We start from the raw sequence: 23,921 nt of genomic DNA, 5'->3' as shown, positions 1-23,921 counted from the left end.
GATCTCCTAAAATACTTTAGGAGAAAAGTATTCATATAATATCACACTCTATATCTGTTAGTAAAAAAGCTCGCATTTCTTTTTCATGTTCGCTAATCGCTTGTTTATATTCATCTATGCTGTTACCATTTACACACGCCGACATTAGTATCAGTTTTAGGCTTTGCGTTATTATGTTTGGATATGTAGTCTGCTTTGCGGATGGGGCGAGATTTGAAAATTTAGAGTTACCAGAAGTTGTAACAAGCGCTAAGTTGCCAAAAGAGTTTAAAATTTTATCATCCATGCGCCCTATACTATCACTAGATGGATTTTGTGGGTAAAAATGCTCGATAGAGTCTCTAAATTTAAATTCCCACTCTTTTAAATTTTTTAAATTTACATTGCCAATCGCTTCAAAAGCATTTTGTAGTTTTTGTTTTGGTTCGCTATTTTTAGTGCTAACTATACACTCTCTGTATAAAATATAATCAAGATAGGCAAGGACTATTCTCTCACACATAGGATAAGAGATGCTTTTTTCTAGCGCATTTTTTACCTTCTTTTTTGCATACGTTTCTAAAATTTCTTGCATATTGGCTGTTATATTTTCGTTAAGTCCCTTAAGAAGCGTAAAAATCCACTCCATAGTACGAGGCGAAGTGTATGTGATACGCAAACAAGACTGCAAGGCGACAACTAACCCATTGTTATCAAGCGTATCCACATAGCTAAATGTATCTTTGTTGCTACTGCGGTATGTTTTGAGCATTTTTAGCGACCACTTTTCGCCCTCTTTTTTATCATTTTCATCAGTTTTTATAATAAACTTATCAAACAAAAATCTAAATTTTAAAAGGTTGTAGATAAAATTTTTGGCATTTTCACTATTGTCGAAGTATTTTTTTAAATTATCAATCAATTTTTTATCATAAAGTAGTTCATTTGTACTGCTCGCATTATTGCTCATAGCCGCATTTACCTGTAAAAGGAAATTTGGGAAATTTATGATAGATGAAAATCTTATATTTTCACCTTCATCTTGCATTATTTTTTTGGAAGTTAAACTTTCATTTTCTAAAATTTTGCTTAATGACTGCATTTCAGCGCCGTCACTATCTTCTATAGGAATTTCAAAAAGTTTATTTTCATCACAAATTTTATCCCACTCATCGCCAAAAATTTGTTTTCTTAACTTCTTTTCAAAACTCATCTGTACGTATCTATCCATATCCGCACATGCATCCCAAACTAGCGCAGCTATTTTTTTATCTTTTTTTTCTATGTTTTTTAAAATTTTTGCCTTTGCGATCTGGTGAGCTTCTAGCTGCTCGCCCCTTGTGTTCATTATCTCAAAAAAATGATTTAGATCGGCATCATTTGGGACCGGCACGCGTAGAAGCTTGGCATTTAAAATTTTACTTTTAAAACTTTCGTCTTTTTTATTTTCCGAAAAATATTTTTCTATAATTTTAAACCCATCTACTATTTCACTAGATGGTAAATCAGCCCATTTATCAACATTGTAAATTTTTTCTAGTGTTTCATTTGACTTTTGCCTAGCTTCAAATTTAAGTTCGCCTTTTATGTTGTGCTTAAGATATCTTAGTGTCAAATATATAGTCGTAAGTCTTTGTTGTCCATCTATAACTTCAAAAACACCATTTTTTTCTCTTACGACTAAGCTTCCTATAAAATACTCATTATTATTACTGCTTATATCATCCAAAAGTGTCTCTATCTCATCTTTACCCCAAGCGTAGTTGCGCTGATATATGGGGATAAGATATTTATCGTTAAAAATTGCTTTTACGCTAAATTCTAGATTGCTAGTTTTATTCATTTTTTAATCTCCAATCTATTTTTATATCGTCGTATCCATTAACAGTGGGCTTGATATCACAAAGCTCAACGCTGTAAATTTCATCTGGCGACCTCATATGAGATATTTTTTCGAATAAATTTAATCCGTTATTTTCATCTTGATATCCAAGTGCATATTTGTTTATGCTCTCTAGATATACGGCTTGTTTTACCAAACGCAAAGTATAAACGTATCTATAAAAAAATGCGCAAATATTTTCGTTAAGCTCATCAAAGCCAAATCTATCAGCAAATGCCATTATAAGGCATTCAAAAAGTCTTACTATATATTTATCGCCTCTCTTTTTTCTAGGCATAGCGTTATCGTCATATTTTGTTTCTATAAATTTCTTTATTTCACGGCAAAGGTTTAGATAGTGAGCTGTGAAATCAAAAAAGTGTTTTCCACTTAACAAATCTTGAGTCAGTAGAAATTTATTACTATTTTTAGAGCTAAAAATATAAGCAAAATCATCACTTTTTTCTAAAAAAGTTACTGCTGCTTTATTAAATTTAGTCACATTGTATAGCGAAGTATGGTCTATGCCTTTAAAAATATCTATGTGGTCTTTGGAATAATATAATCCGCTTTCTCTACGTTGCCATCTAATAATAGGAAACAAAAAATTGCTAAAAATTTCTTTTATTTCATCGCTATTTTTATCCTCCCAATTTGATATTACCTGCACTTTTTTGGCTTCGTCATCATCTGCCATATGCCTTAGATGGTATGCTTTTAGTAGATCGTGCACTTCTAGTGCTTTACCTCTGGTATTTTGTGAGTCAAAGTAGTTAAATGCTTCTTGTTGGTCAGTCACAACTATTTCAACCATGGTGCATTTTTCTAAGATAAAATTTTTAAATTTTATCTTTGCGTCATCGCTTAATAGCTCCACTCTTTGCTTTAAAATTTTATGATTGTTTGTAATACTGTTGTAAGAGAGAGGATTAAAAGTTTGCTTCAATAACGGCAAATTTTCTTCTCTTAGTAATTTTAGTAGTATTGTAAGCGTAGTGAGACGTTGTTGCCCATCGACAATATTATAATTTTCGCTTTCTTGGTGCAGTATGGTAGAGCCTATGCGGTACTCGTTTTTGTTGTTTTTGTACTCTCTAAAAATATCATTAAAAAGCGCAAGAGCTGATTTTGTACTCCAAGTATATGGACGTTGATAGTTTGGGATTTTTAAATTTTTACAAAGTATTTCAGAGAGATTTTTGATACCGGCATCCATGCTTCCCCTTATCAATTTTTTTGCATTATAGCACAACTGATTTTTATATTTGTGTCTTAAAACTTTTTAAAAATAATTCTATTTAAGCAAAAATCATCACAACCCATCAAATTCTTTTTTTAGTTCGTCCCTTAGCTCTTCGGCTCTATCTTCGCCGTTTTTGAAATTTGCCTTTACAAAGCCATCGATCTCGTCTAAAATTTCAACAAGTTCACTCTCCCAGTTTGCGTTTTCTTGTTTCAAAAGCGCCTCTAGCTTATCTCTTATCTGCTCGAGCTGATCAAGAGCTTTGTCTTTGTCACTAGCCTCATTTAGCGCATCTTCAAATAGAATGTCCTGCCTTAGAGCATTTATCTTTTTTAAGATGACATTGCAAAATTTAGGGTATTTCTCTGCGTTGCTTAAATTTTCTAAAACCTCTTGCGCAGCCTTTTGATAGGCAGGTACCGCCCCCTCATCGTCAAGCTTTTTGGTTAGTTTTTGTATCTGAAAATATAAAATAAGCGCCGCAAAAAACGCAAGCAGCAAATAAATCGTAACGCTATTCATTTTTACTCCTTTTTCTAAATTTATCCACGCTAATTATCGCTAAAGCCATCCAGATCATACAAAATGAGATGACTTTGTAGCCATCTAAAATTTCGCCGTAAATAAAGACCGCACAAAGGATCGCGATGGTTGGTGAGATGTATTGCAAGTAGCCAATCGTCGTTAAATTTATCCTTGTTGTAGCTGCGTTAAAAGCGACAAGTGGCACGATGGTTACGATGCTTGAAGCGATCATTAAAAGTGAGTCCTCGTTTAGTCCAAAGTGGCTTTGCGAGTGAAAAACCAGCCATAAAACGTAGCCAAGCGCAAATGGAAACATAAAAAATGTTTCGATAAAAAGCCCATTAAATGCGCTAATCTTCGCCATCTTTCTAACCATCGCGTAAAATCCAAACGAAAGTGGCAAGATGATAGAGACAAGTGGCAGGCCACCTTTGGCGTAAATTTGCACGCAGACGGCTGCGATGACGATGCAAACGGCTATGGCGCTAGCTTTGCTCAGGCGCTCTTTAAAGACGATGACACCAAGGAGCATGCTTATCAAGGGATTTATAAAATATCCCAAACTCGTGTCTAAAATTTTGCCGCTACCCACCGCATAGACATAAACGCCCCAGTTTATGGTGATAAAAATACCGCTTAAAAATAGAGCCTTTAGCGAGCGGATATCCTTAAGAAGCGCAAAAATTTCGCCCATTTTGCCATTAATGCAAAGCACTGCCGCCATCAAGAAAAATGACCAGATGATCCTGTGGGCTAAAATTTCATAAGCATCGACATCTTTACTAAATAGGTTGAAATAAACCGCCAAAAACCCCCACATAAAAAAGGCGCTAAGCGCGAGAATAACGCCTTTTTGGCTCTCATTTAGTCTTGGTATTTTTGTCGCCTTTTATAGAATTTATACTATCTATCATCAAAAGCGTGACAGAGATGGCTAGGCAGATCATCAAAAAGTATGAGCTTTTCTCCAGTCTCTCTCCGATGGCAAATGAGACAAAGAGCATCATTATAGGCTCAAAATATGTAAGCAAACCTAGTACATTTATCGGCACGAGCGTGCTTGAGAGGATCTGGGCGATGAGGGCTATGCCGCTGATAGCACCAAGCAAGATGAGCAGATAGTAGATGTTTGGATTTTGGCTCATTACGTAGTCCATATCGGCTGTGAGCGCAAAATAAAATGAGAATAAAAACATAAAAATTATCTCTATAACAAAGCTTGAGAAATTTGCAAGGTTGTAGTACTTTCTAATGGTAAAATAGACTGGATAAAGGCAAAAAACTACAGCGCTCTCCCACGAGATGCCACCACTAATGACTGCTGTGCTAAAGACGCCAATGGCAGCGAAAAATATCGATGCTAACTTTGTTTTTGAGAGGTGCTCTTTGAAAAATATCCGTCCAAAAAGGACCATGACTATTGGCATGATGAGGTAGCCTATCGAGACTTTTAGCGCTGCGCCGTTACTTGGAGCCCAGAGATAGAGCCACATCTGAAATGAGACGATGAGCGAGGTAACAAGCAAAACTAGTAAAATTTTAGGTTTTAGCTTTATTTTTAGAAGTAAAAATTTGAAATTTCGCTGCTGTTTTAACAAAAAAATGGCGGCGATGACAAAAGGCATGGCAAAGATCATGCGGTATCCAATAAGAGCTTGCGTGCTGATGGGGTTCATGAGCACTGACATGTAGTAGATGCAGTTAAATAAAACTGATGCCAAAAGCGAATAAAAAATGCCTTTTATCATGAAAAAAATCTTCTCTTTTTCTGGGTAAATTTAATGTAGCGATTGTATGCAAAATATCTTTAATAACCCATTAATGGCTTTTATTTTTTAAGTTTTGCGTGATATAATCAGCGCTAAATTAAGGAAAAAGATAGGAAAAATTTATGACTTGGAACAGAGATAGTTGGAGAGAATTTAACATCTTACAACAACCAACTTATCCAAATTTAAAAGAGCTAAAAGAGGCTGAAGAAAAACTAAAAGCACTTCCACCTTTGGTATTTGCTGGCGAGGCTAGAAGTCTTAAAAATGAGCTTGCAAAAGTTTGCAACGGCGAGGCATTTTTGCTTCAAGGTGGCGACTGCGCTGAGAGCTTTACAAATTTTAACGCAAACAACATCAGAGATATGTTTAAGGTCTTACTTCAAATGGCGATAGTTTTAACCTTTGGCGGTGGCTGTCCAGTGGTCAAAGTAGGTCGCGTAGCAGGGCAGTTTGCAAAGCCTAGAAGTAGCGATTATGAAGAGGTAAATGGCGTTAAGTTACCAAGCTATAGAGGTGACATCATAAATGGCTTTGAATTTGACGAGCAGGATAGAGTTGCCGACCCAAAACGCATGATAGAGGCCTACTATCAAAGTGCTTCTACGATGAACCTATTAAGAGCCTTTTCAAGAGGAGGTTTGGCTGATCTTCATCAGGTGCATAAGTGGAATTTAGGCTTTGTTAAAAGGCCAGAGATCGGTGAGAAATACGCTAAACTAGCTGATGATCTAACAAAAACTCTATCTTTCATGGCAGCTTGTGGCATCACTTCGGCAAATACCCCAGCTATAAATCAAACAGCAGTCTATACATCTCACGAGGCGCTACTTTTGCCTTATGAAGAGGCACTAACTAGGGTTGATAGCCTTAGTGGCGAGTGGTATGACTGCTCAGCTCACATGCTTTGGATAGGCGAGAGAACGCGCGGCATAAACGACGCTCATGTGCATTTTTTAAGTGGTGTGAAAAATCCTATCGGCGTAAAGATCGGACCAAGCGCAAAAGCTGAAGATGTCATTGCACTTGCAAATAAGCTAAATCCAGAAAATGAAGCTGGCAGACTAAATGTGATAATCAGAATGGGCGCTGACAAGATCGGCGAAAATTTACCTAAAATTTTAAGAGAGCTAAAACGTGAGGGGCTAAATATCGTTTATAGCATCGATCCTATGCATGGCAATACCGTTAAAGCCTCGAACAACTACAAAACTCGTGAATTTAGTAAAATTTTAAGCGAGGTTAGAAGCTTTTTTGAAATTCATAAAGCCGAGGGCACAAGAGCTGGTGGCGTGCATCTTGAGATGACTGGCAAAGATGTGACAGAGTGCACCGGTGGCGCGCTAAACATCACTGAAAGCTCGCTAAAAGAGAGATATGAGACGCAGTGCGATCCAAGACTAAATGCTGATCAGGCTTTAGAGCTTGCATTTTTGATGGCTGATCTAGTTAAAAAAGCTTAAAATTTATAAAATTTGGAGAAAAATATGGCAAATATTTATGATCTAATAGTAGTTGGCGGCGGACCTTGTGGTATAGCTAGCGTAGTAGAGGCTAAAAGAAATGGCTTAAGTAATGTTTTACTCCTTGAAAAAGGCGACAACCACAGCCAGACTATAAGAAAATTTTATAAAGACAATAAACGCGTGGATAAAGAGTATAAAGGGCAAGATAGCACGATACATGGGCTAGTTTCGTTTGAAGATGGCACAAAAGAGAGCACGCTTGATTATTTTGACAAGCTACTTGACTCTGAAAAGATCGAGGCGTTTTTTAACTCTGAGGTCGAAAGCGTAAAAAAAGAGGGAGAAATTTTTAAAGTAACTACCTCAAAAGCTGTCTATGAAGCCAAAAACGTCATGGTATCTATTGGCAAAATGGGACGACCAAACAAGCCTGATTATAAGATCCCACCATCACTAAATTCAGTTGTAAATTTTAACCTTGATAACTGCACAAACGGCGAAAAAGTGCTAGTTGTGGGTGGTGGCAACTCTGCGGTTGAGTACGCTATCGAGCTTTGTCAGTATAACAAAACGACGATCGCTTACAGAAAAGATAAATTTAGCCGTGTAAATGAGACAAATTTAAGCGCTCTTTGGGAGCTTGAGAAGCACAATAAGATAAAAGTAAGGCTAAATCACGATATAACCGAGATCGATAACGAATCGGGCAAGGTAAGAGTGCATTATGAAAACGGCAAAATTCGTGTCTATGATAGGGTTGTTTATGCGATCGGTGGCTCAAGTCCGGTTGATTTTTTACAAAAATGCCAGATAAAAACTGATGAAAAAGGCACTCCGATAGTTGATAGCAGCTACCAAAGCAGCGTGCCAGGACTTTACGTTGGAGGCGACATCGTTTTAAAAAATGGTGGCTCGATCGTGGTCGCACTAAATCACGCTCATGGCGTCATCAAAGACATCTTAAAAGGCAAGGCACAAGCTTGATAAATAAAATCGCACTAGCTATTGTTTGTCTGATAGCTGGCTTTTCTCTCTCATTTTTGAAATTTCAAAAAGAGGACGAGGCGCCAAAAGATACTAATCAAACGATTTATTCTATAAATTTTGATGATCTCCCCGAAGAAGAGAAGCAAAGATATGTAAGCAAAGATGATCTTTACGAGTATGGCGGCTACATCACTCCAAAGAGTTACATGCAAAATTTTGTTGATGATAAGGATCTAAATTTATCAAACAATGTAAAAGAGCTTCAAGAGCAAGTGCGCGAGCTAAGCAAGAAAAATGAAATTTTAGCCGCTGATAATGTCGATATGAGCGAGAAAAATTTAGACTTCATAAGCAAAATTTCAGAGATGAAAAGAAATATCGAAAATGAAAAAAACGAGATAGTTGAAAAAAATCAAAAAGCTCTTGGCGAGCTTGAGGCGCAACACTTTGAAAATATCCAAGCTTTGACAAAGCGCCTAAATGAAGCACAAGCTGATATGATAGAGAGCTCAAAGGCTTATGAGAAAAAGATAATCGACCTTGAAAATGCGATAAATGACGCTAGAAATGGCGATGAGAGCAAACTTAAAGATGCCAAGGCCAGCTTTAATAAATTTAAAGAGAGCTTTGAGGCAAACTACACCGCTTTAAAAGAGCAAAATAACGAGCTAAATGCGACGCTTACGCAAAAAGAGGCTCTTATAAAAGAGTATGAAAAAGCTCAAAGTGAAAAAGATAGAGGCGAGAAAAAAGAAATTTTGCTTTTAAAAGAGGAGATCGAGCGAGTTAAAAATGACGCCGACACTCAAAAATTTAGCTACGAAAAAGAGATAAATGCGCTAAATGATGGCTTTGAGACACAAAAGAGCGTTATGGAGGATGAGCTTTCTAAAAAGGCAAATAAGATAATCGATCTGCAGGAGGCTCTTGAGTCAAACAAGACTGCACTAAAAGATAGAATTTACGAGCTTGAAGAGATCAAGAAAAATTTAAACTCAAAAGATCTAATGGCACAAAGCTATAATGGCAAAAATTTAGAGCTAAACGCCTCGCTTGCGGCACTTCATAAGAGTTTTGACGATCTAAAACAAAAGAGCCTAAAAAGCGAGCAAGAGAACAAGCTTGCAAATGAAAATATAAGCTCGCTTAAAAAAGAGCTTGAGAGGGCAAATGCCATAAATAAAAAGCTTGAAAAGCAAAATTTAGACGCAAATTCAACTCTAAGCGAGCTAAGCAAAAAGCTAAGTTTGAGTGAAGAGAGTTTTAAAAAGAGCCAAGAAGAGCTAAAAGCACTTGATACGAAGACAACTAAATTTCTAAAAACGCTATTTGATCAAAACCAAACCATCTCTTTGCAGTCGCAGAAACTTGGCTCAAACGAGGGCGAGCTAAAGAATTTGAGCTCAAAGCTCGATCTAAAAGAAGCAAAGATAAAAGAGCTTGAAGAAAATGTCACAAAGACAAGCCAAATGCTCCTTTCTAAACAAAGCGAGCTAGAAACTCAAAAAAGAACGCTAAAGATCGATATGCAAAACTATGAAATTTTGCGTCAGCAAATAAACATGCTACAAAAAAAGATAGTTGATACCTCAACATTTTTAGCAGACAACAACAAAAGTGGTGGCAAAAATTTACTAAGTTTGCAAAATGAACTAGAAAATGCAAAGCAAAAGCTAAATGAGAGTAACAAGACGATAGAGAGGCTAAATTCAAAGATAAATGAGCTAAGCTCAACCACTCACAAAGGCGGTAGCGGTAGTGTAAATGCCCAGATAGTCGAGCTCCAAAAAGATATCGAGCAAAATTTAAACAGACAAGATGAGCTTGAAAATGAAAATGTAAATTTAAAAAATATCTTGCAAGCTACGACAAAGCCTGAAACCCCAACAAAGCTAGTCCTCATCTCTAGCATAGAATGCGACGATATGGACGCAAAGGACAAGGTTAGCATAATGTGCAAAAACAGAGTGAGTGAGTTTTTGCAGAGATTTAACTCAAACTACATGTATGAGATCATCCCGATCGTGGATAAAAAAAATTTTGTCATCCCATCAAATGTCACTCAAAATATCAAAAAAGATGACCTTGGCAAGCTAAATAACTACGTAAATTACGGCGTTGGCAAAGAGCGTGCAAAGGCGGCTGCTGAGCTTATAAAAGAGGAATTTGGCGACTTTGCAAGGATCAGCTTTAGCTCCGAAGTGATCGTAAAAGATGTGACGCGCGGCTTTATCATCAAGGTTTATAGATGATCTTAGCCCAGCTTGAAAATGGCTATCGCTACAACAGCGATACGCTCGTTCTTTATGATTTTATCTGCTCTGGCGTAGGCGAAATTTCTGGCAGAGTTTTGGACGTTGGAGCAGGGTGCGGGATACTTGGACTTTTGCTTAAGCGTGATTTTAAAAAGATAGATCTAAGCATGCTTGATCTTTTAGAGCTAAATAGCGAAATTTCTAGCTTTAACGCAAAGAGTAACTGCCTAGAGGCTAGCGCCATAACGGCTGATTTTGCAAATTTTAAAGATAGTGAGAAATTTGATCTAATCATCTCAAATCCGCCCTTTTATCATGACGGTGTTACAAAAAGCCAAAATGAACACATAAAAGTTAGCAGATATGCAAGCTCGCTAAATTTAAAGGATTTTATAAGAGGCATAAGCGTAAATTTAAAGCCACATAAAAGGGCGTTTTTTTGCTATGCACCAGATGATCTTAGCGAGATAGTGGCTTGTTTGAAAGAGTATAAACTAAATTTGGTGAGCTTAAAATTTGTCCATACCAAAAAGGATAAGCCAGCAAATTTGGCTTTACTTGAAGTGCGAAACAACTCAAACTCAAAGCTAAAAGTCCTACCACCTCTTGTGATGAGCGAAGATGGCTCACACACGAAAGAAGCAAGTGAGATCTTTAAAAAAGCTGATACAAACAGCATCTCTTACAAGGAGATCGCGTGAGGGCTGATGGTTTTAGCTATGAGTTTGATCCTAGTTTTTGCGAGAGTTGCGGGGGCAAATGTTGCACTGGCGAGAGTGGCTATATCTGGATAGATGAGGGTGAAATTTTAAAATTTTGCGCCGCTTTTGATATCTCAAAAGATGAGTTTGAGAGCAAATTTTTAATAAGTGTTGGGCTTAGGCGAAGCATCAAAGAAAAGCCTTATGATGACGGTTTTGCTTGCATATTTTTTGATGAGAAAAATAAAAACTGCTCGGTTTATGAGCTAAGACCTAAGCAGTGCAGGACATTTCCGTTTTGGGATTATTTTAAAAAAAACTTAAAGGAGCTAAGAGCAGAATGCATTGGCGTAAAATTTTAATAATTTTTATAAGCGTATTTTTTAGCACGCATCTACTTGCAGATGATAACAAAAGTGTAAATTTACGCCTAATGCAAGCTCTCATCTCGCAAGATAGTGGCGATGTAAATGCTAGTATCCAGACCTATCTAGGGCTTTTTAAAGAGACAAATCAAAAGACCTATCTAAAAGAGGCGATCAAGCTAGCCTTTGCTACAAAAAATGAAAATTTAGATAGCCTTATGAGTGAGGGCGAGAAGAGTTTAAAAGACGATAGCGATTTTATCAGGATCAAAGTGGCAAATTTGGTCAATCTCTCTAAGCTAAACGAGGCAAAAGAGCTGATGCAAGAGCTTGCCACAAAAGAGCCAAATGCTCAAAATTTGCTCATGCTTGGCACCATTTGCATGATGCAAAATGATACGGTAACGGCGCTAAAATACTTTGAAGAGGCATACTCGCTAAAGCCTGAAGAGGAGAATTTACTCCGCATCGTTGATATACTTTTAAACCGCATGGATAATGTAAATGATGCGACAAAATACCTCGAGAAATTCCGCGAGGAGCAGGGCTGCACTCAAAAGACATGCGAGCTTTTGGCTGAAATTTACTCTCAGCAAAGAAATTTCCCAAAGGTGATCGAGCTTTTTGAAGAGATCTACGACATCACTCACGACACCTCTTATCTTGACAAGATCGTGCAGTATTTTGTCTATGCTAAAAATTATAAAGCGGCTATTGAAATTTTGAAAAAATATGGCTACAACGACGCTACACTGATGGATCTTTACGCTGCTACTGGAAATTTTGGCGATGCATACGTTTTGGCGGTTAAAATTTATAACGATAGCAGGGATCTAAATTTCTTAGCAAAGGCCGCCATCTACGAGTATGAGATGAACAAAGATAGCCTAGATGAAAAGAAAATCACTGATATCTTAGATAAATTTGAAGCTAGCGTGCCAAAGCTTAATAACGATATGTTTTTTAACTACTACGGCTACTTGCTCATTGACCACGAGATAGACCCTAGAAAGGGCGTAGAGATGGTGCAAAAAGCGCTTGAGATATCGCCTGATTCGCCTTATTATGAGGACTCGCTAGCGTGGGGGTACTTCAAGCTTGGCGAGTGCAAAAAGGCAAAGGGCATAATGATTCACGCGATGAAAGATGTTGATTTTAGGACTTCAAAAGAGGCAAAAGAGCACTTACATCTAATCGAGCGCTGCATAATAAATTTAAACAAAAGGCTTAAAAAATGATACTTGATGAGATTATAAAAAAGACAAAAGAGGATCTAAAAAAGCGAAAAGCTGACTATCCGCAGGAGTGGCTGGGTCGCTCGCTCGCATACAACCCATACGTGCCAAGAGACGTTTTGGGCGCACTTAGATCAAGCAAAGATGAGCCTATAAAGATCATAGCCGAGATAAAAAAAGCAAGTCCAAGCAAGGGCGTGATAAGAGAGGACTTTGAGCCGATCAAGATCGCTCAGGAGTACGAGCAGTACGCAAATGCTTTTAGTATCCTAACCGAGCCTCATTGGTTTAAGGGCGACATAGAGTATATCACGCAAGTTCGCCGCTACGCCTCAAGGCCGATCCTTAGAAAAGACTTTATCGTTGATAAGTATCAAATTTTAGAAGCTCTTGTTTATGGAGCGGACTTTATCCTGCTCATCGCTAAAGCGCTAACTCAAGGCGAGCTAAAAGAGCTACTTGAGTACGCGCACCACTTGGGGCTTGAGGTCTTAGTAGAGACCCATGACGCGAGCGATGTGAAAAAGGCGGTCTTTGCAGGAGCAAATATAATAGGGATAAATCATAGAAATTTAGATGATTTTACGATGGATATGAGCCTTTGCGAGAAGCTCGTGCCGCTTTTGCCAAACGGCAAGATAATAGTCGCCGAAAGCGGTCTTTACGAGCATGAGCAGCTTTGCGAGCTAAGCAAGATCGGAGTTGATGCCTTCTTGATAGGAGAGCATTTCATGAGGCAAGATGATATAAAAAATGCCGTTAAAAAGATAAAGGAGGGCGAGTGATGCAGCACCTTTGTGCCCCTTGGAGAAGCGAGTATTTCAGCGCAAAAAAAGATAGTTGCGTCTTTTGCGAGGTTATAAATTCAAAAGAGGACGATGAAAAAAATGGCGTGCTTTTTCGTGCTAAGCACTGCTTTGGGATCATGAATTTATATCCGTATTCGCCAGGTCACTTTATGATCATACCAAATCACCACACCGACAAGATCGAGGAGCTTGACGAGCAGACGTGGTTTGAGATGAGTAAATTTGTAAGGCTTGGGGTTGAAATTTTAAAGCGCGAGCTTCACGCGCAAGGCGTAAATATCGGTATGAATTTAGGCAAGGCAGCAGGCGCTGGCATAGCTGAGCACGTGCATTATCACCTTGTGCCAAGGTGGAGCGGGGATACAAATTTCATCACAACGATCGCCGATGTCAGGGTAAATGGCACGCCGTTTCATCCGCTTTATCAAAAGCTAAAAAAGGCTTTTAGTGGCGTTATTTGAGCTTGATATCGAGCAGTGGCTTGAAAAAAGAGGCGAGTTTGAAGTCCTGATAGACGCTAGATCGCCGCATGAATATGCCTACTCGCATATAAAAGATGCTCTAAATTTATACGCACTTGATGACGCTGAGCACAAAGAGGTAGGCACGATCTACAAAAGTGACAGGGCCCTAGCCAAGAGCCTTGGAGCAAAATACATCTGCAAAAATTTACAAAATATCATCGATGAGGTCTATAAAAGGGCTAAGGTTGGCTCAGCAGTTGGGATATACTGCGCAAAGGGCGGACTTAGATCAAGCTCGGTTGCCTATGTGCTAAGCATGATCGGATATAGAATTTATAGACTAAATGGCGGCTATAAGGCTTATAGAAATCACGTTTTAGAATTTCTAGAGCGTCCTTTAAGCACGAAATTTATCACTCTTTTTGGCAACACTGGCTGTTACAAAAGTAAGCTAATAAGGGCACTCTCGCCGTCAATCGACCTTGAAGCGATGGCAAATCACTTAGGCTCAGTCTTTGGCGCGATAAACGGCGCGCAGCCTAGTCAAAAAAGCTTTGAAGATGCGCTCTTTGAGAAGCTCATCACACTAAAAGATCAAATTTGCTTTATTGAGGGCGAGAGCAGAAGGATCGGCTCGCTAACACTCCCTAAAAGCCTTTATGAGGCGATGCGTTGCGGCATCTGTGTTGAGGTTAGCGCAAGTTTAGAAAATAGAATTTCTTGCATCACAAGCGACTATAAAAGCGTGAATAAAGCCTTTTTTGATGAGTGTATAAAGAAAATTTCACCCTTTATCGACAAAGAGGCTAGAGATGAGGCGGTGGCTAAATTTAATGAAAATGACATCGCCAAAGTGGCTGAAATTTTACTCACAAAATACTACGACAAGGTCTATAAGAAAAATGAAAACATTGATGTTTTTGTAAGCTCTGACGACTTTGAAGAGGCTGTAAAAAAGCTAAATTTGATAAGGACTAAGTCGAAATTTTAAATCCTTTTGGCGCTTTGTTTGGGGGTAAAATTTATCTACAAATTTAAATTTGCTCTCTTTGGTTAGGTCAAATTTACTTTTAAATTTAAAAGATTGGTTTTTGCACTTAAAAATGGCTTAGCTTAAGGTTGTTTTTACATACTAGATAAAATTTCTTGCCATTTTTATGAAAATTTCTAGTTAAATTTATCTGTTTATCTGTTTATCTGTTTATCTGTTTATCTGTTTATCTTGGTTGGCTTGGTTGGCTTGGTTGGCTTGGTTGGCTTGGTTGGCTTGGTTGGCTTGGTTGGCTTGGTTGGCTTGGTTGGCTTGGTTGGCTTGGTTGGCTTGGTTGGCTTGGTTGGCTTGGTTGGCGTCCCCCTGTTTTTTAAATTTTGCTCTAAATTTGCCAAATTTATCAAAATACTAAAAATAATATGCATAAATATATGTAAAATATTTTGTATTTTTCGCTTTTTTAACTCAAATTTTTTTCAAAAAATTTAAGATAACGCCCAAATTTCGCTAAAAAGTTAAAATGGATTTAAAATGCTTTGGGATATAATTTGCGATAAATTTATCAAAAGGCTAAAGTGATGATAAAACAAATTTCTGGTTCGCAGATGATAAGCGAAGCCTTGCACGAAGAGGGCGTTGACATAGTCTTTGGCTATCCAGGCGGCGCAGCCTTAAATATCTACGATGAAACATACAAACAAACTTACTACAAACACGTTTTGGTTCGTCACGAGCAAGCGGCCGTGCACGCAGCAGACGGATACGCAAGGGTTAGCGGCAAAGTGGGCGTTGCATTTGTAACAAGCGGTCCTGGCTTTACAAACGCGGTCACTGGTCTTGCCACAGCTTACAGCGACAGCATCCCAGTTGTGCTTATAAGCGGTCAAGTACCAACCTTTATGATCGGTACAGATGCCTTTCAAGAGATCGATGCAGTCGGCATTTCACGCCCCTGTGTCAAACACAACTTCTTAGTAAATAGCGTCGAGGAGCTACCTCGCATCATAAAAGAAGCGTTTTATATCGCAAGATCAGGCCGCCCAGGACCAGTTCATATCGATATCCCAAAAAACGTAACTTCAAAGCTTGGCGACTTTGTCTATCCAAAAGAAATTTCTATCCCAAGCTACAAGCCGACCTATAAAGGCAACTCTAAGCAGATCAAAAAAGCAGCTGCTGCGATAAATGAAGCAAAAAGACCACTTCTTTACATCGGTGGCGGCGCAGTCGCATCTGGAGCAAGCGAGATCATACGTAAATTTATGAAAAAAACTGGCATCCCAGCAGTCGAAACGCTGATGGCTCTTGGCGTGCTTGATGCAAAAGATGAGCTAAATTTAGGCATGGCAGGCATGCACGGCAGCTACGCTTCAAATATGGCGCTTAGCGAGTGTGACCTTCTTATCTCGCTTGGAGCTAGATTTTGCGATAGGGTCACAGGCAAAACTGACGAGTTTGCCAAACATGCAAAGATCATTCATATCGACATCGATCCAAGCTCTATCTCAAAGATCATAAACGCTCACTATCCGATAGTTGGCGACCTTACAAACGTGCTAAGCGAGCTTTATGAAGAGGTGAAAGGTGAGCCTAAAAACTATGCGCCTTGGAGAGAAATTTTAGATAGATATCAAAAGCTAAATCCGCTTGGCTACACAGATAGCGACAAGGTCTTAAAGCCTCAATGGGTAGTTGAAGAGACCGCAAAGATAGTTGGTCCTGAGGCTATCATCGCAACTGACGTCGGTCAGCACCAGATGTGGGTGGCGCAGTTTTATCCATTTAACCGCCCAAGACAGCTTGTCACAAGTGGCGGCCTTGGTACGATGGGATACGGCCTCCCTGCAGCGATCGGCGCAAAGTGTGCCAAGCCTGAGTATTTGGTTGTAAATTTTACAGGAGATGGCTCGATACTTATGAATATCCAAGAGCTAATGACTGCTTATGAGACAAATGTCCCTGTCATAAACATCATCTTAAACAACAACTTCTTAGGCATGGTGCGCCAGTGGCAGACATTTTTCTATGAAAAGCGCTACTCATCGACTGATCTTAGCTTGCAGCCTGATTTTGTAAAGATCGCTGAAGGATTTGGCGGTGTTGGCTTTGTATGCAAGAGCAAAGATGAGTTTAAAAAGGCTTTAAAAGAGGCGATCAAGAGTAAAAAATCAGCTCTTATCGACGTGAGGATTGACCGCTTTGAGGACGTGCTTCCTATGGTTCCAGCTGGGGCTGCGATTTATAATATGATATTAAAGAGCAAGGAAGAAAAATGAGTATCAGAAGAACGATTTCGGTTATAGTTTTAAATGAACATGGCGTTTTGGCTAGGATTTCTGGGCTTTTTGCGGGCAGGGGCTACAACATCGACACGCTCACAGTCGCTCCGATACCTGAGAGCAACTTCTCAAGACTAAGCATCGTCACAAGCGGCGATGAGAGGGTTTTAGAGCAGATCGTAAAACAGCTTCACAAGCTAATCCCAACATATAAAGTCATAGAAAGTGGCGAATTTGTCGAAAAAGAGATGGCTCTTGTGAAAATCCCACTTGGCGAGAATTTTGCCGGCCTTGAGGCGATACTAAAGACATACAATGGCATCGTCACAAATACAAACGAAAACTACATCGTCGTCATGGTGGCTGATGATGCGAGTAGGGTAGAGAGCTTTTTAAAATCGATAAAGAAATTTAACCCAGTTGATGTCGTGCGCGGCGGATCTGTGATAATGGATATATGATGAAACTAAGTGAAATAGCCTTAAAAGTAGATGCTACTTTTAGCGGAGAAGATCTTGAAATTTTTGCTCTAAATTCTTTAAAAAATGCAAATAAAGCTGAGCTAACATACTGCGATGGCGAGAAAAATGCTAAATTTATAAGCAGCTCAAACGCTGGAGCTATTTTGGTGACAAATGCGCTTTTGGACTTCGTGCCAGCTGGCATGGTAGCGCTTGTGTGCGACAACCCGCACCTTGCGTTTGCTATCCTTAGTAAAATTTACGCTAAGCCGCTTTTTTGCGAGCCAAAACCATCAAATATCGCCGAGAGTGCAACTATAATGCCAAATGTCTATATCGGCTCAAACGTGAGCGTGGGTGAAAACACGATAGTGATGGCTGGAGCTTTTTTGGGCGATAACGTAACTATCGGTAAAAACTGCATCATCCACCCAAACGTCGTCATCTACAATGACTGCGTCATCGGCAATGAGTGTCACCTGCTAGCAAACTGCGTTATAGGCAGCGACGGCTTTGGCTATGCGCATACAAAAACTGGCGAGCATGTGAAAATTTATCACAATGGCAATGTTGTTTTGGGTGATTTTGTCGAGATCGGCGCTTGCACGACGATAGATCGTGGCGTCTTTGAAAGCACAATGATCGCAAAATACACAAAGATAGATAATCTTGTTCAAATAGGCCACAACTGCGAGCTTGGAAATGGCTGCCTCATCGTCTCACAAACTGGGCTTGCTGGCTCAACGGTGCTAGGCAGAAACGTCGTCATGGGCGGACAAAGTGGCTCAGCTGGACACGTAAGTGTCGGAGACTTCGCTCAGATCGCAGCACGCGGAGGCGTTAGTAAAGACCTGCCTGGTGGCAAAAAATACGCTGGAGCATATCCGATAATGGAGCTTTCAGAGCAGTTTAAATTTCAAGCAAAGATATTGAGATTTTTTAAGAAAAACTAAATTTGGCGGAGCTCTCCGCCAAATAGTTGTCGTACTTCTATAATTTAAATTTAAATTTTCTATTTTTTTATTTCACTAAAATCATAAACCATATTTATGGATAAATAAAAGCCCACTGCTAATAAAAAGTAGCCGGTAAGAGTTCTAGTTTAAATGGTTGAATTTTTATTGTAAAAACAAATTTTTGTATATGAAAAAAAATTAATGCTCATAACAAAATGGCTTAACTAATATGGGTAATGTATTAGTAAGATATAGTAAATTTGGACACATGCTTTGATATACAAAAACTTATAAAAGATATCAAACAAATCGTCGGCGAGTAAAATTTTAATAATATGATTTGCCTAAACTTGCAAGGTAATATCACACTAACATCTGCTTTGTAGCCTTATGACTTTAAACCTTTACAGTGATTTGCTTTAGAAATATGAAATTTTAATAGTAAATTTACAAAGCTAAATTTATTTTCTATTTTCGTCTAGGACTTTTTGCATGCTCTCTCTAGTCGCCTCTAGCCAGTTTTGTTTTGAGGTATCAACTAGATCAAGGCAAAAGAGCTTGATGTCAGCCTTTTTAAAGCTAAATTCTTTCACTTTCATCGCATCGCTTCCAACGATCACGATAGGCTGAACCTTTAAATTTAGCTTTTCAACTAGCAGCTTCGCACCACCTTTAAATGGCAAGAGCTCTTTGGTTTGAGACCTTGTGCCTTCTGGAAATATCGCTAAAACACGGCCATTTTTTACTCTGTCTTTTGCTTCGCTTAAAAGCTTTATTAGCGAGTGCTTATTTTCTCGCTCGACTGCTATCATCTTAGGAAGGCTCAAAATTTTACCGATGATCGGGATCTTACCTATCTGTGCCTTTGCGATCCAGCAGATATTTTTAGGATGGATCTCTTCAAGTGCGATGATATCAAGCATGCTTTGGTGATTTATCAGCAAGATATTTGCTTCGTCGCTAAATTTACCGATCACTTCAAGCTTATATCCACCAAAAAACCTCTGCGATCTGCCCCAAAATTTTCTTATGGCTCTATTTTTAGAGTTAAAGAGCCACATAAAAAGTACGACAATAACGACGCTTATTACAAATTCAATAGAAAAGAAAAAAGCTCTAATTTTTGACAAGATCACCCTTTCTTACCCAGCCGATTTTGCCGTCCGCAAATAAAATTTTTGAGTAGTCATCTTTTGTGTCTAAAATTTCAACATTTTCGTTTTTACGAGATGTATAAAAAACTGTTGAATTTTTAGTTGGCAATATAGTGACGCTCACATCTGGCTTAAGCACTGCTTTGCCAAAAGGATTGTAAGTGTAAATTCCAAGTGCGATAAAAACAGCTGCCACAAAGAAGTAGCTTAGCTTTCTTCGCCAGATCGCTAGCAAGATAAAGATAGCGACCAAAGAGTAGATCGTGATATCTTTGTAAGTGCTAAATTCGCTTTGTTTTGGATTTAGACCGATTTGCGTGCTAACCTCGTCCTCTTCGACGCTCACAGGCAGTGAAAAGCTCTCAAATTTAGCTTTTTTTAGGTTGTAGTAGTTAAAGTCAAGCGTCTTTTTGTTTGGCTTAAATACCGCAAAATAATATGCGCTTTGCGAGTTAAAGTCGCCGTTTATCGTATCTACGCCTTGCTTTAGGATCGTTTTATTTTCGATATTAAAGGCGCTTAGATCGACATTGTTGCCGTAAATTTCCACGACCATGATGTTGTTTATATCATCAAATTTAGTCGTTTTAAATTTCTTTACCTCAAGGTTGTCAGCGACGATGTGGTTGTAGTTCTCGTCACTTCTAAGCTCTTTTAGCTTTGGTAAAAAGATATTTATGTTTGAGTTTTGATAGTTCTCGCCATTTCTTTTTAGATCCAAGCTAACTCGTAAAGTCTTTGCATCAATGCTCGTTGCTTCAAGGTAGAAAGTGCCGATGTATTTGTTTTCTTCGCCTTTTACCCATTGAAAATTCTTCTTATTTAGCCATTTGATATTTGTCTCATCAAGCTGTGTCTCAAACTCAAACTCAAGGTCGCTTTGCGTATCAGCTACGATCTCAACGCTAAAAATTTCTCCTACGACGACATTTTTAGGGATATTTGTCGCTTTTAAAAGGAGGTCTTTTATTTTTATCTTGTCATAGACTTGATTATCAGGGACGCTGATGTCTGGTTCGTTTGTCGGTACGATATTTCGCATCTGCTCTGGAGTGATACGCTCTGGCTGTGGGGCGATAGAGCGTGGAGATACGAGCTTTCTTGATATTTCTTCTTCGCTTGGAGTCTTTGTTTGTGGCTTTGAACTTGGGCTATTTACAAATTTATCCTCTCTTGCCTCGTCCATCATGTCAAAAACGCTGACTTCATCAGTGTTTGCAGCAAATAAATTTAGCGCGAGTAGGGCGATAAAAAGTGTTCGTTTTACCAAACTAGCCCTTTTAACATCTTCATGCCATCATCTGTGCCTAAAATTTTCTCGCAAGCGCGTTCAGGGTGAGGCATAAGACCAAAGATCCTCTTGCTCTCATCGCAAATCCCAGCTATGCTATCAACTGAGCCATTTGGGTTTATCTCATTGCCATGGCTGTCGCAGTATTTTAGCAGGACTTGCTCGTTATCATATAGGCTTTTTAGCGTATCTTCATCAGTGTAGTAGTTGCCCTCGCCGTGAGCGATAGGGATATTTACCACTTCGTTTTTGGCTAAATTTGCTAAGAATTTATTGTTATTTGAGATCACTTTTAGATGGTGGTATTTTGAGACGAAATTTAAATTTTCATTTCTTCTCATCGCACCTTTTAAAAGTCCAAGCTCAAGAAGCATCTGAAAGCCATTGCAAATTCCTAGGATATAGCCGCCTTTTTTCGCATGCTCTTTTACAGCCTGCATAGCTGGGCTAAATTTAGCTATCGCAGCCGTTCTTAGGTAGTCGCCGTAGCTAAAACCACCAGGCAAAACGACTAGATCAGCATCGATCTTATCTTCTTTATGCCAGATGATCTGCGTTTGGCAGCCAAGTAGTTTAAAAGCGTGAGCTGTGTCTTCTTCGCAGTTTGTGCCAGGAAAAAGTATGATCGCTACTTTCATAGCACGATCTCATAGTCTTCGATGACGGTGTTTGCTAGTAGCTCTTCACACATCACTTTTAGCTGCTCGTTTGCTTTGTTTTTATCGCTCTCATCGATATCTAAAACGATTTGTTTGCCTATCCTGACATTTGACACGCCACTAAATCCAAGCGAATTTAGCGCGTGCTCCACTGCCTTACCAGCAGGATCTAAGACCCCGCTTCTTAATGCTATATTTACGACAGCTTTCATCTTTGTCCTTAAGAAAGAATTCTTCTTAAAACTTCTTCGTAAGCTACTTTTACGCTACCAAGGTCTTGTCTAAATCTATCTTTGTCAAGTTTTTCGTTTGTTGTAGCATCCCAAAATCTACAGCTATCAGGGCTTATCTCGTCAGCTAAGATGATGTTGCCATCTTTGTCGATACCAAATTCGACTTTGAAATCAACTAGTTTTAAATTTCTCTCTGCAAAGAATTTAAATAAGATAGAGTTGATCTCTCTTGCTGTGTGTCTTAGAGTTTGAAGATCTTTTTCACTCTTTACTAGACCCATGATGATGCAGTGCTCGTCAGTAACAAGCGGATCGTGTAAATCGTCATTTTTGTAGTAGAACTCAACAAGTGTAAAAGGTAGAACTGTGCCTTCTTTTATGCCAAGTCTTTTGCTAAGTGAGCCAGTTGCGATATTTCTCACAACAACTTCAAGAGGTATGATCTCGCATTTTTTGACCACTTGCTCAGTGTCGCTTATTGTCTCAACTAGGTCAGTCACGATGCCTTTGCTCTCTAGCAGTTTAAAAAGCTGAGTAGAGATTTTATTATTTAGTGCGCCTTTGCCAGCTTCGTTGCCTCTTTTTTGAGCATCAAATGCTGTTAGATCGTCTTTAAATTCAGCCACAAGTAGATTTGGATCGTCTGTGGCGTACATTTTCTTGCCTTTTCCCTCGTAGATAAGCTCTCTTTTTTGCATGTTGTTCTCCTTTAGATTATTGTTGTTTTATCTTTAAAATTTTGATCGTATCAATCGCTGTTTTTAACTGAATATCCTCATCGACTTTTTTCTGTGTGATTATGTTTTTATCATCTTTTGCTTCAGTTTTATTGCCTTCACTTGTTGGATTTATCTTGTTTAGCTCGCTTTTTAGGTGTGCTTTTAGCTCGCTCTCTTTGATGCTAAATGCACTATCATCACTTTGTGGCACTTTGCCAGGATGCACGACTACATCAGGCGTGACGCCCACAGCCTGGATAGTTCTGCCACTTGGCAGGTAGTATCTTGCGATGGTTAGTCTTAAGGCTTCAGTGTCGTCTATTGGTAAGATCACCTGAACGCTGCCTTTGCCAAATGTATTTTCGCCAATTATCACCGCACGCTTATGATCTTGCAGTGAGCCACTGACGATCTCGCTAGCACTTGCGCTTCCGCCATTTACAAGGACAACAAGTGGGAGTTTTGATAAGGTTTTGCTAGCACTTGCTTTATACTCTACATTTTCAGATGCATCACGACCTTTTTGAGATACAATGATGCCATTATCTACGAAAAGATCCACTAGATCGACAGCTTGATTTAAAAGACCACCAGGGTTGTTTCTAAGATCAAGTATGATGCCATTTGCTTTTGGGTGCTCTTTGATAGCATCTTTGACCTTTGTAACGACGTTTTTGTCAAAATTTGTGACGCGTATATAAAGGATGTTGTCATTCTCTATCATTTTTGCATAGACAGACTCAACCTTTATAAGATCTCTTATGATCTTTACGTCAAATGGCTTTTGCTCGCCTTTTCGCAAAATTGTAATTGTTATCGGAGTTTTTGGCTTGCCGCGCATCTTATTTACGGCTTCATCTATCGTTGTGCCGATAGTTGAGTTGCCATCGATCCTTAAAATGATATCGCCTGCTTTTATGCCTGCTTTATCAGCTGGAGTGTCCTCGATAGGCGAGATAACAGTTAGTGCGCTATCTTTCATGCCAACTGTTATGCCAAGTCCGCCAAATTCTCCGCTTGTTTGCACCTGCATATCTTTATATGCTTTTTCATTTAAAAAGCTCGAGTGAGCGTCTAAATTTTGCATCAAACCAGCGATGGCTTTGTCGATTATCTCTTTAAATTTAATGTCATCAACGTAGTATTTTTCAACTGTTGAGATGGTTTTTGTAAGTTTTGAAAGTGCTTCAAGTTTTGCACTCGCCTCATCTTCAGTTTTAGCAAAAAGTGCATTTACTGCTACGCTTGAGATGAGTAGGGCGCCTGTTATTTTTAGCACAAAAGATCTAGTAAATTTATTCAAAATTTCTCCTATGTTTTTTAGTCCAATTTTATTAGCTTTTGGCTAAAAAAAGTATAAATTTAGCCTTATATTTTTAGCTTTTGTCTATTTTTAACACAAATTTATAACAGTAAATTTTAGCAATTATATAAAAAGAGTGACAAAGACTATAAAAATACTTGACAATATAAGACTAAAGTTATATAATGCCGCCAT

The 23,921-nt window shown here is 38.8% G+C and carries 24 protein-coding genes; 12 read left to right on the top strand and 12 right to left on the bottom strand.

Annotation, left to right across the window (positions count from 1 at the left end; translation table 11 throughout):
• Positions 1 to 31 precede the first annotated feature (31 nt).
• The 5 genes from MTT29_RS02380 to rarD (MTT29_RS02360) all read right to left on the bottom strand — a co-directional run bounded on the left by MTT29_RS02380 (position 32) and on the right by rarD (MTT29_RS02360) (position 5,377).
• On the bottom strand, positions 32 to 1,822 hold the full coding sequence (locus tag MTT29_RS02380; RefSeq protein ID WP_429799652.1) for a GmrSD restriction endonuclease domain-containing protein: 1,791 nt from the start codon (positions 1,820 to 1,822) through the stop codon (positions 32 to 34).
• On the bottom strand, positions 1,815 to 3,077 hold the full coding sequence (locus tag MTT29_RS02375; RefSeq protein WP_429799651.1) for a DUF262 domain-containing protein: 1,263 nt from the start codon (positions 3,075 to 3,077) through the stop codon (positions 1,815 to 1,817). The genes MTT29_RS02380 and MTT29_RS02375 overlap by 8 nt, the downstream gene beginning before the upstream one ends.
• Before the next feature lie 96 nt (positions 3,078 to 3,173).
• A complete protein-coding gene (locus MTT29_RS02370; RefSeq protein ID WP_429799650.1) occupies positions 3,174 to 3,626 on the bottom strand; it encodes a hypothetical protein in 453 nt (150 codons plus the stop codon).
• Positions 3,619 to 4,473, bottom strand: coding sequence for an EamA family transporter RarD (gene rarD, locus MTT29_RS02365; RefSeq protein ID WP_429800446.1), 855 nt, complete (start codon positions 4,471 to 4,473; stop codon positions 3,619 to 3,621). The genes MTT29_RS02370 and rarD (MTT29_RS02365) overlap by 8 nt, the downstream gene beginning before the upstream one ends.
• A 16-nt stretch (positions 4,474 to 4,489) precedes the next feature.
• Positions 4,490 to 5,377, bottom strand: a complete 888-nt coding sequence (gene rarD, locus MTT29_RS02360; protein ID WP_087583165.1) for an EamA family transporter RarD — start codon at positions 5,375 to 5,377, stop codon at positions 4,490 to 4,492.
• A gap of 143 nt (positions 5,378 to 5,520) precedes the next feature.
• Between rarD (MTT29_RS02360) and MTT29_RS02355 the strand changes: the two genes are divergently transcribed.
• The 9 genes from MTT29_RS02355 to mnmH are packed head-to-tail and all read left to right on the top strand — an operon-like array spanning position 5,521 to position 14,671.
• The gene (locus MTT29_RS02355) at positions 5,521 to 6,861 is read left to right on the top strand and encodes a class II 3-deoxy-7-phosphoheptulonate synthase (protein WP_429799649.1); all 1,341 of its coding nucleotides are present in this window, start codon (positions 5,521 to 5,523) and stop codon (positions 6,859 to 6,861) included.
• 24 nt (positions 6,862 to 6,885) lie between these two features.
• Positions 6,886 to 7,848, top strand: coding sequence for an NAD(P)/FAD-dependent oxidoreductase (locus tag MTT29_RS02350; protein ID WP_429799648.1), 963 nt, complete (start codon positions 6,886 to 6,888; stop codon positions 7,846 to 7,848).
• On the top strand, positions 7,845 to 10,103 hold the full coding sequence (locus tag MTT29_RS02345; RefSeq protein WP_429799647.1) for a hypothetical protein: 2,259 nt from the start codon (positions 7,845 to 7,847) through the stop codon (positions 10,101 to 10,103). Before MTT29_RS02350 ends, MTT29_RS02345 begins: the two co-directional genes overlap by 4 nt.
• Complete coding sequence (locus MTT29_RS02340) at positions 10,100 to 10,807, top strand: tRNA1(Val) (adenine(37)-N6)-methyltransferase (protein ID WP_429799646.1); 708 nt, start codon at positions 10,100 to 10,102, stop codon at positions 10,805 to 10,807. The genes MTT29_RS02345 and MTT29_RS02340 overlap by 4 nt, the downstream gene beginning before the upstream one ends.
• Positions 10,804 to 11,169 (top strand): YkgJ family cysteine cluster protein, encoded by a 366-nt coding sequence (locus MTT29_RS02335; protein WP_429799645.1) that lies wholly within the window; start codon positions 10,804 to 10,806, stop codon positions 11,167 to 11,169. Before MTT29_RS02340 ends, MTT29_RS02335 begins: the two co-directional genes overlap by 4 nt.
• Positions 11,148 to 12,410: a tetratricopeptide repeat protein gene (locus MTT29_RS02330; protein WP_194169737.1), complete on the top strand. Its 1,263-nt coding sequence runs from the start codon at positions 11,148 to 11,150 to the stop codon at positions 12,408 to 12,410. The genes MTT29_RS02335 and MTT29_RS02330 overlap by 22 nt, the downstream gene beginning before the upstream one ends.
• Positions 12,407 to 13,192, top strand: a complete 786-nt coding sequence (gene trpC, locus MTT29_RS02325) for an indole-3-glycerol phosphate synthase TrpC (protein ID WP_429799644.1) — start codon at positions 12,407 to 12,409, stop codon at positions 13,190 to 13,192. Before MTT29_RS02330 ends, trpC begins: the two co-directional genes overlap by 4 nt.
• Positions 13,192 to 13,677, top strand: a complete 486-nt coding sequence (locus tag MTT29_RS02320) for an HIT family protein (protein ID WP_002942290.1) — start codon at positions 13,192 to 13,194, stop codon at positions 13,675 to 13,677. Before trpC ends, MTT29_RS02320 begins: the two co-directional genes overlap by 1 nt.
• Positions 13,664 to 14,671 carry a tRNA 2-selenouridine(34) synthase MnmH gene (gene mnmH, locus MTT29_RS02315; RefSeq protein ID WP_429799643.1) on the top strand — a complete coding sequence of 336 codons (1,008 nt, stop codon included), beginning with the start codon at positions 13,664 to 13,666 and terminating at the stop codon, positions 14,669 to 14,671. Before MTT29_RS02320 ends, mnmH begins: the two co-directional genes overlap by 14 nt.
• Positions 14,672 to 14,889: 218 nt before the next feature.
• Here mnmH and MTT29_RS02310 read toward each other — a convergent pair whose 3' ends face one another.
• Positions 14,890 to 15,096, bottom strand: coding sequence for a hypothetical protein (locus tag MTT29_RS02310; RefSeq protein ID WP_429799642.1), 207 nt, complete (start codon positions 15,094 to 15,096; stop codon positions 14,890 to 14,892).
• A 156-nt stretch (positions 15,097 to 15,252) separates the two neighbouring features.
• On the opposite strand from MTT29_RS02310, the gene MTT29_RS02305 reads away from it, so the two are divergent.
• Genes MTT29_RS02305 through lpxD form a run of 3 tightly spaced genes read left to right on the top strand, consistent with a single transcriptional unit; the run spans position 15,253 to position 18,364 of the window.
• Entirely contained in the window at positions 15,253 to 16,947 is a 1,695-nt protein-coding gene (locus MTT29_RS02305; RefSeq protein ID WP_429800445.1) for an acetolactate synthase large subunit, read from the top strand.
• A gap of 2 nt (positions 16,948 to 16,949) precedes the next feature.
• The gene (gene ilvN, locus MTT29_RS02300; RefSeq protein ID WP_223227413.1) at positions 16,950 to 17,411 is read left to right on the top strand and encodes an acetolactate synthase small subunit; all 462 of its coding nucleotides are present in this window, start codon (positions 16,950 to 16,952) and stop codon (positions 17,409 to 17,411) included.
• Positions 17,411 to 18,364, top strand: coding sequence for a UDP-3-O-(3-hydroxymyristoyl)glucosamine N-acyltransferase (gene lpxD / locus MTT29_RS02295; protein ID WP_429799641.1), 954 nt, complete (start codon positions 17,411 to 17,413; stop codon positions 18,362 to 18,364). Before ilvN ends, lpxD begins: the two co-directional genes overlap by 1 nt.
• A 464-nt stretch (positions 18,365 to 18,828) precedes the next feature.
• Here lpxD and MTT29_RS02290 read toward each other — a convergent pair whose 3' ends face one another.
• The 6 genes from MTT29_RS02290 to MTT29_RS02265 are packed head-to-tail and all read right to left on the bottom strand — an operon-like array spanning position 18,829 to position 23,726.
• Entirely contained in the window at positions 18,829 to 19,503 is a 675-nt protein-coding gene (locus MTT29_RS02290) for a lysophospholipid acyltransferase family protein (RefSeq protein ID WP_429799640.1), read from the bottom strand.
• Complete coding sequence (locus MTT29_RS02285; RefSeq protein ID WP_103586363.1) at positions 19,484 to 20,791, bottom strand: SH3 domain-containing protein; 1,308 nt, start codon at positions 20,789 to 20,791, stop codon at positions 19,484 to 19,486. Before MTT29_RS02285 ends, MTT29_RS02290 begins: the two co-directional genes overlap by 20 nt.
• Entirely contained in the window at positions 20,785 to 21,450 is a 666-nt protein-coding gene (gene purQ / locus MTT29_RS02280) for a phosphoribosylformylglycinamidine synthase I (protein ID WP_012001682.1), read from the bottom strand. Before purQ ends, MTT29_RS02285 begins: the two co-directional genes overlap by 7 nt.
• A complete protein-coding gene (gene purS, locus MTT29_RS02275) occupies positions 21,447 to 21,683 on the bottom strand; it encodes a phosphoribosylformylglycinamidine synthase subunit PurS (protein ID WP_087577064.1) in 237 nt (78 codons plus the stop codon). The genes purQ and purS overlap by 4 nt, the downstream gene beginning before the upstream one ends.
• An 8-nt stretch (positions 21,684 to 21,691) precedes the next feature.
• Positions 21,692 to 22,402: a phosphoribosylaminoimidazolesuccinocarboxamide synthase gene (gene purC / locus MTT29_RS02270; protein WP_009293856.1), complete on the bottom strand. Its 711-nt coding sequence runs from the start codon at positions 22,400 to 22,402 to the stop codon at positions 21,692 to 21,694.
• A gap of 16 nt (positions 22,403 to 22,418) precedes the next feature.
• Positions 22,419 to 23,726, bottom strand: a complete 1,308-nt coding sequence (locus MTT29_RS02265; protein ID WP_429799639.1) for a S41 family peptidase — start codon at positions 23,724 to 23,726, stop codon at positions 22,419 to 22,421.
• Positions 23,727 to 23,921 lie beyond the last annotated feature (195 nt).

The sequence above is a fragment of the Campylobacter concisus genome (assembly GCF_050447485.1).
In the GTDB taxonomy this organism is placed as follows: Bacteria; Campylobacterota; Campylobacteria; order Campylobacterales; family Campylobacteraceae; genus Campylobacter_A; species Campylobacter_A concisus_BQ.
The sequence above is the reverse complement of the archived record's forward strand: the minus strand, read 5'-3'. Positions and strand labels throughout refer to the sequence as shown.

What these genes read in the sequence shown, in the direction of transcription:
- purS (WP_087577064.1), bottom strand. Translation starts at nt 21,683, where the DNA reads ATGAAAGCTGTCGTAAATATAGCATTAAGAAGCGGGGTCTTAGATCCT.
- MTT29_RS02320 (WP_002942290.1), top strand. Translation starts at nt 13,192, where the DNA reads ATGCAGCACCTTTGTGCCCCTTGGAGAAGCGAGTATTTCAGCGCAAAA.
- trpC (WP_429799644.1), top strand. Translation starts at nt 12,407, where the DNA reads ATGATACTTGATGAGATTATAAAAAAGACAAAAGAGGATCTAAAAAAG.
- MTT29_RS02340 (WP_429799646.1), top strand. Translation starts at nt 10,100, where the DNA reads ATGATCTTAGCCCAGCTTGAAAATGGCTATCGCTACAACAGCGATACG.
- purC (WP_009293856.1), bottom strand. Translation starts at nt 22,402, where the DNA reads ATGCAAAAAAGAGAGCTTATCTACGAGGGAAAAGGCAAGAAAATGTAC.
- lpxD (WP_429799641.1), top strand. Translation starts at nt 17,411, where the DNA reads ATGAAACTAAGTGAAATAGCCTTAAAAGTAGATGCTACTTTTAGCGGA.
- MTT29_RS02370 (WP_429799650.1), bottom strand. Translation starts at nt 3,626, where the DNA reads ATGAATAGCGTTACGATTTATTTGCTGCTTGCGTTTTTTGCGGCGCTT.
- MTT29_RS02310 (WP_429799642.1), bottom strand. Translation starts at nt 15,096, where the DNA reads ATGCATATTATTTTTAGTATTTTGATAAATTTGGCAAATTTAGAGCAA.
- MTT29_RS02375 (WP_429799651.1), bottom strand. Translation starts at nt 3,077, where the DNA reads ATGGATGCCGGTATCAAAAATCTCTCTGAAATACTTTGTAAAAATTTA.
- purQ (WP_012001682.1), bottom strand. Translation starts at nt 21,450, where the DNA reads ATGAAAGTAGCGATCATACTTTTTCCTGGCACAAACTGCGAAGAAGAC.
- MTT29_RS02350 (WP_429799648.1), top strand. Translation starts at nt 6,886, where the DNA reads ATGGCAAATATTTATGATCTAATAGTAGTTGGCGGCGGACCTTGTGGT.
- MTT29_RS02330 (WP_194169737.1), top strand. Translation starts at nt 11,148, where the DNA reads ATGCATTGGCGTAAAATTTTAATAATTTTTATAAGCGTATTTTTTAGC.
- rarD (WP_087583165.1), bottom strand. Translation starts at nt 5,377, where the DNA reads ATGATAAAAGGCATTTTTTATTCGCTTTTGGCATCAGTTTTATTTAAC.
- MTT29_RS02355 (WP_429799649.1), top strand. Translation starts at nt 5,521, where the DNA reads ATGACTTGGAACAGAGATAGTTGGAGAGAATTTAACATCTTACAACAA.
- MTT29_RS02380 (WP_429799652.1), bottom strand. Translation starts at nt 1,822, where the DNA reads ATGAATAAAACTAGCAATCTAGAATTTAGCGTAAAAGCAATTTTTAAC.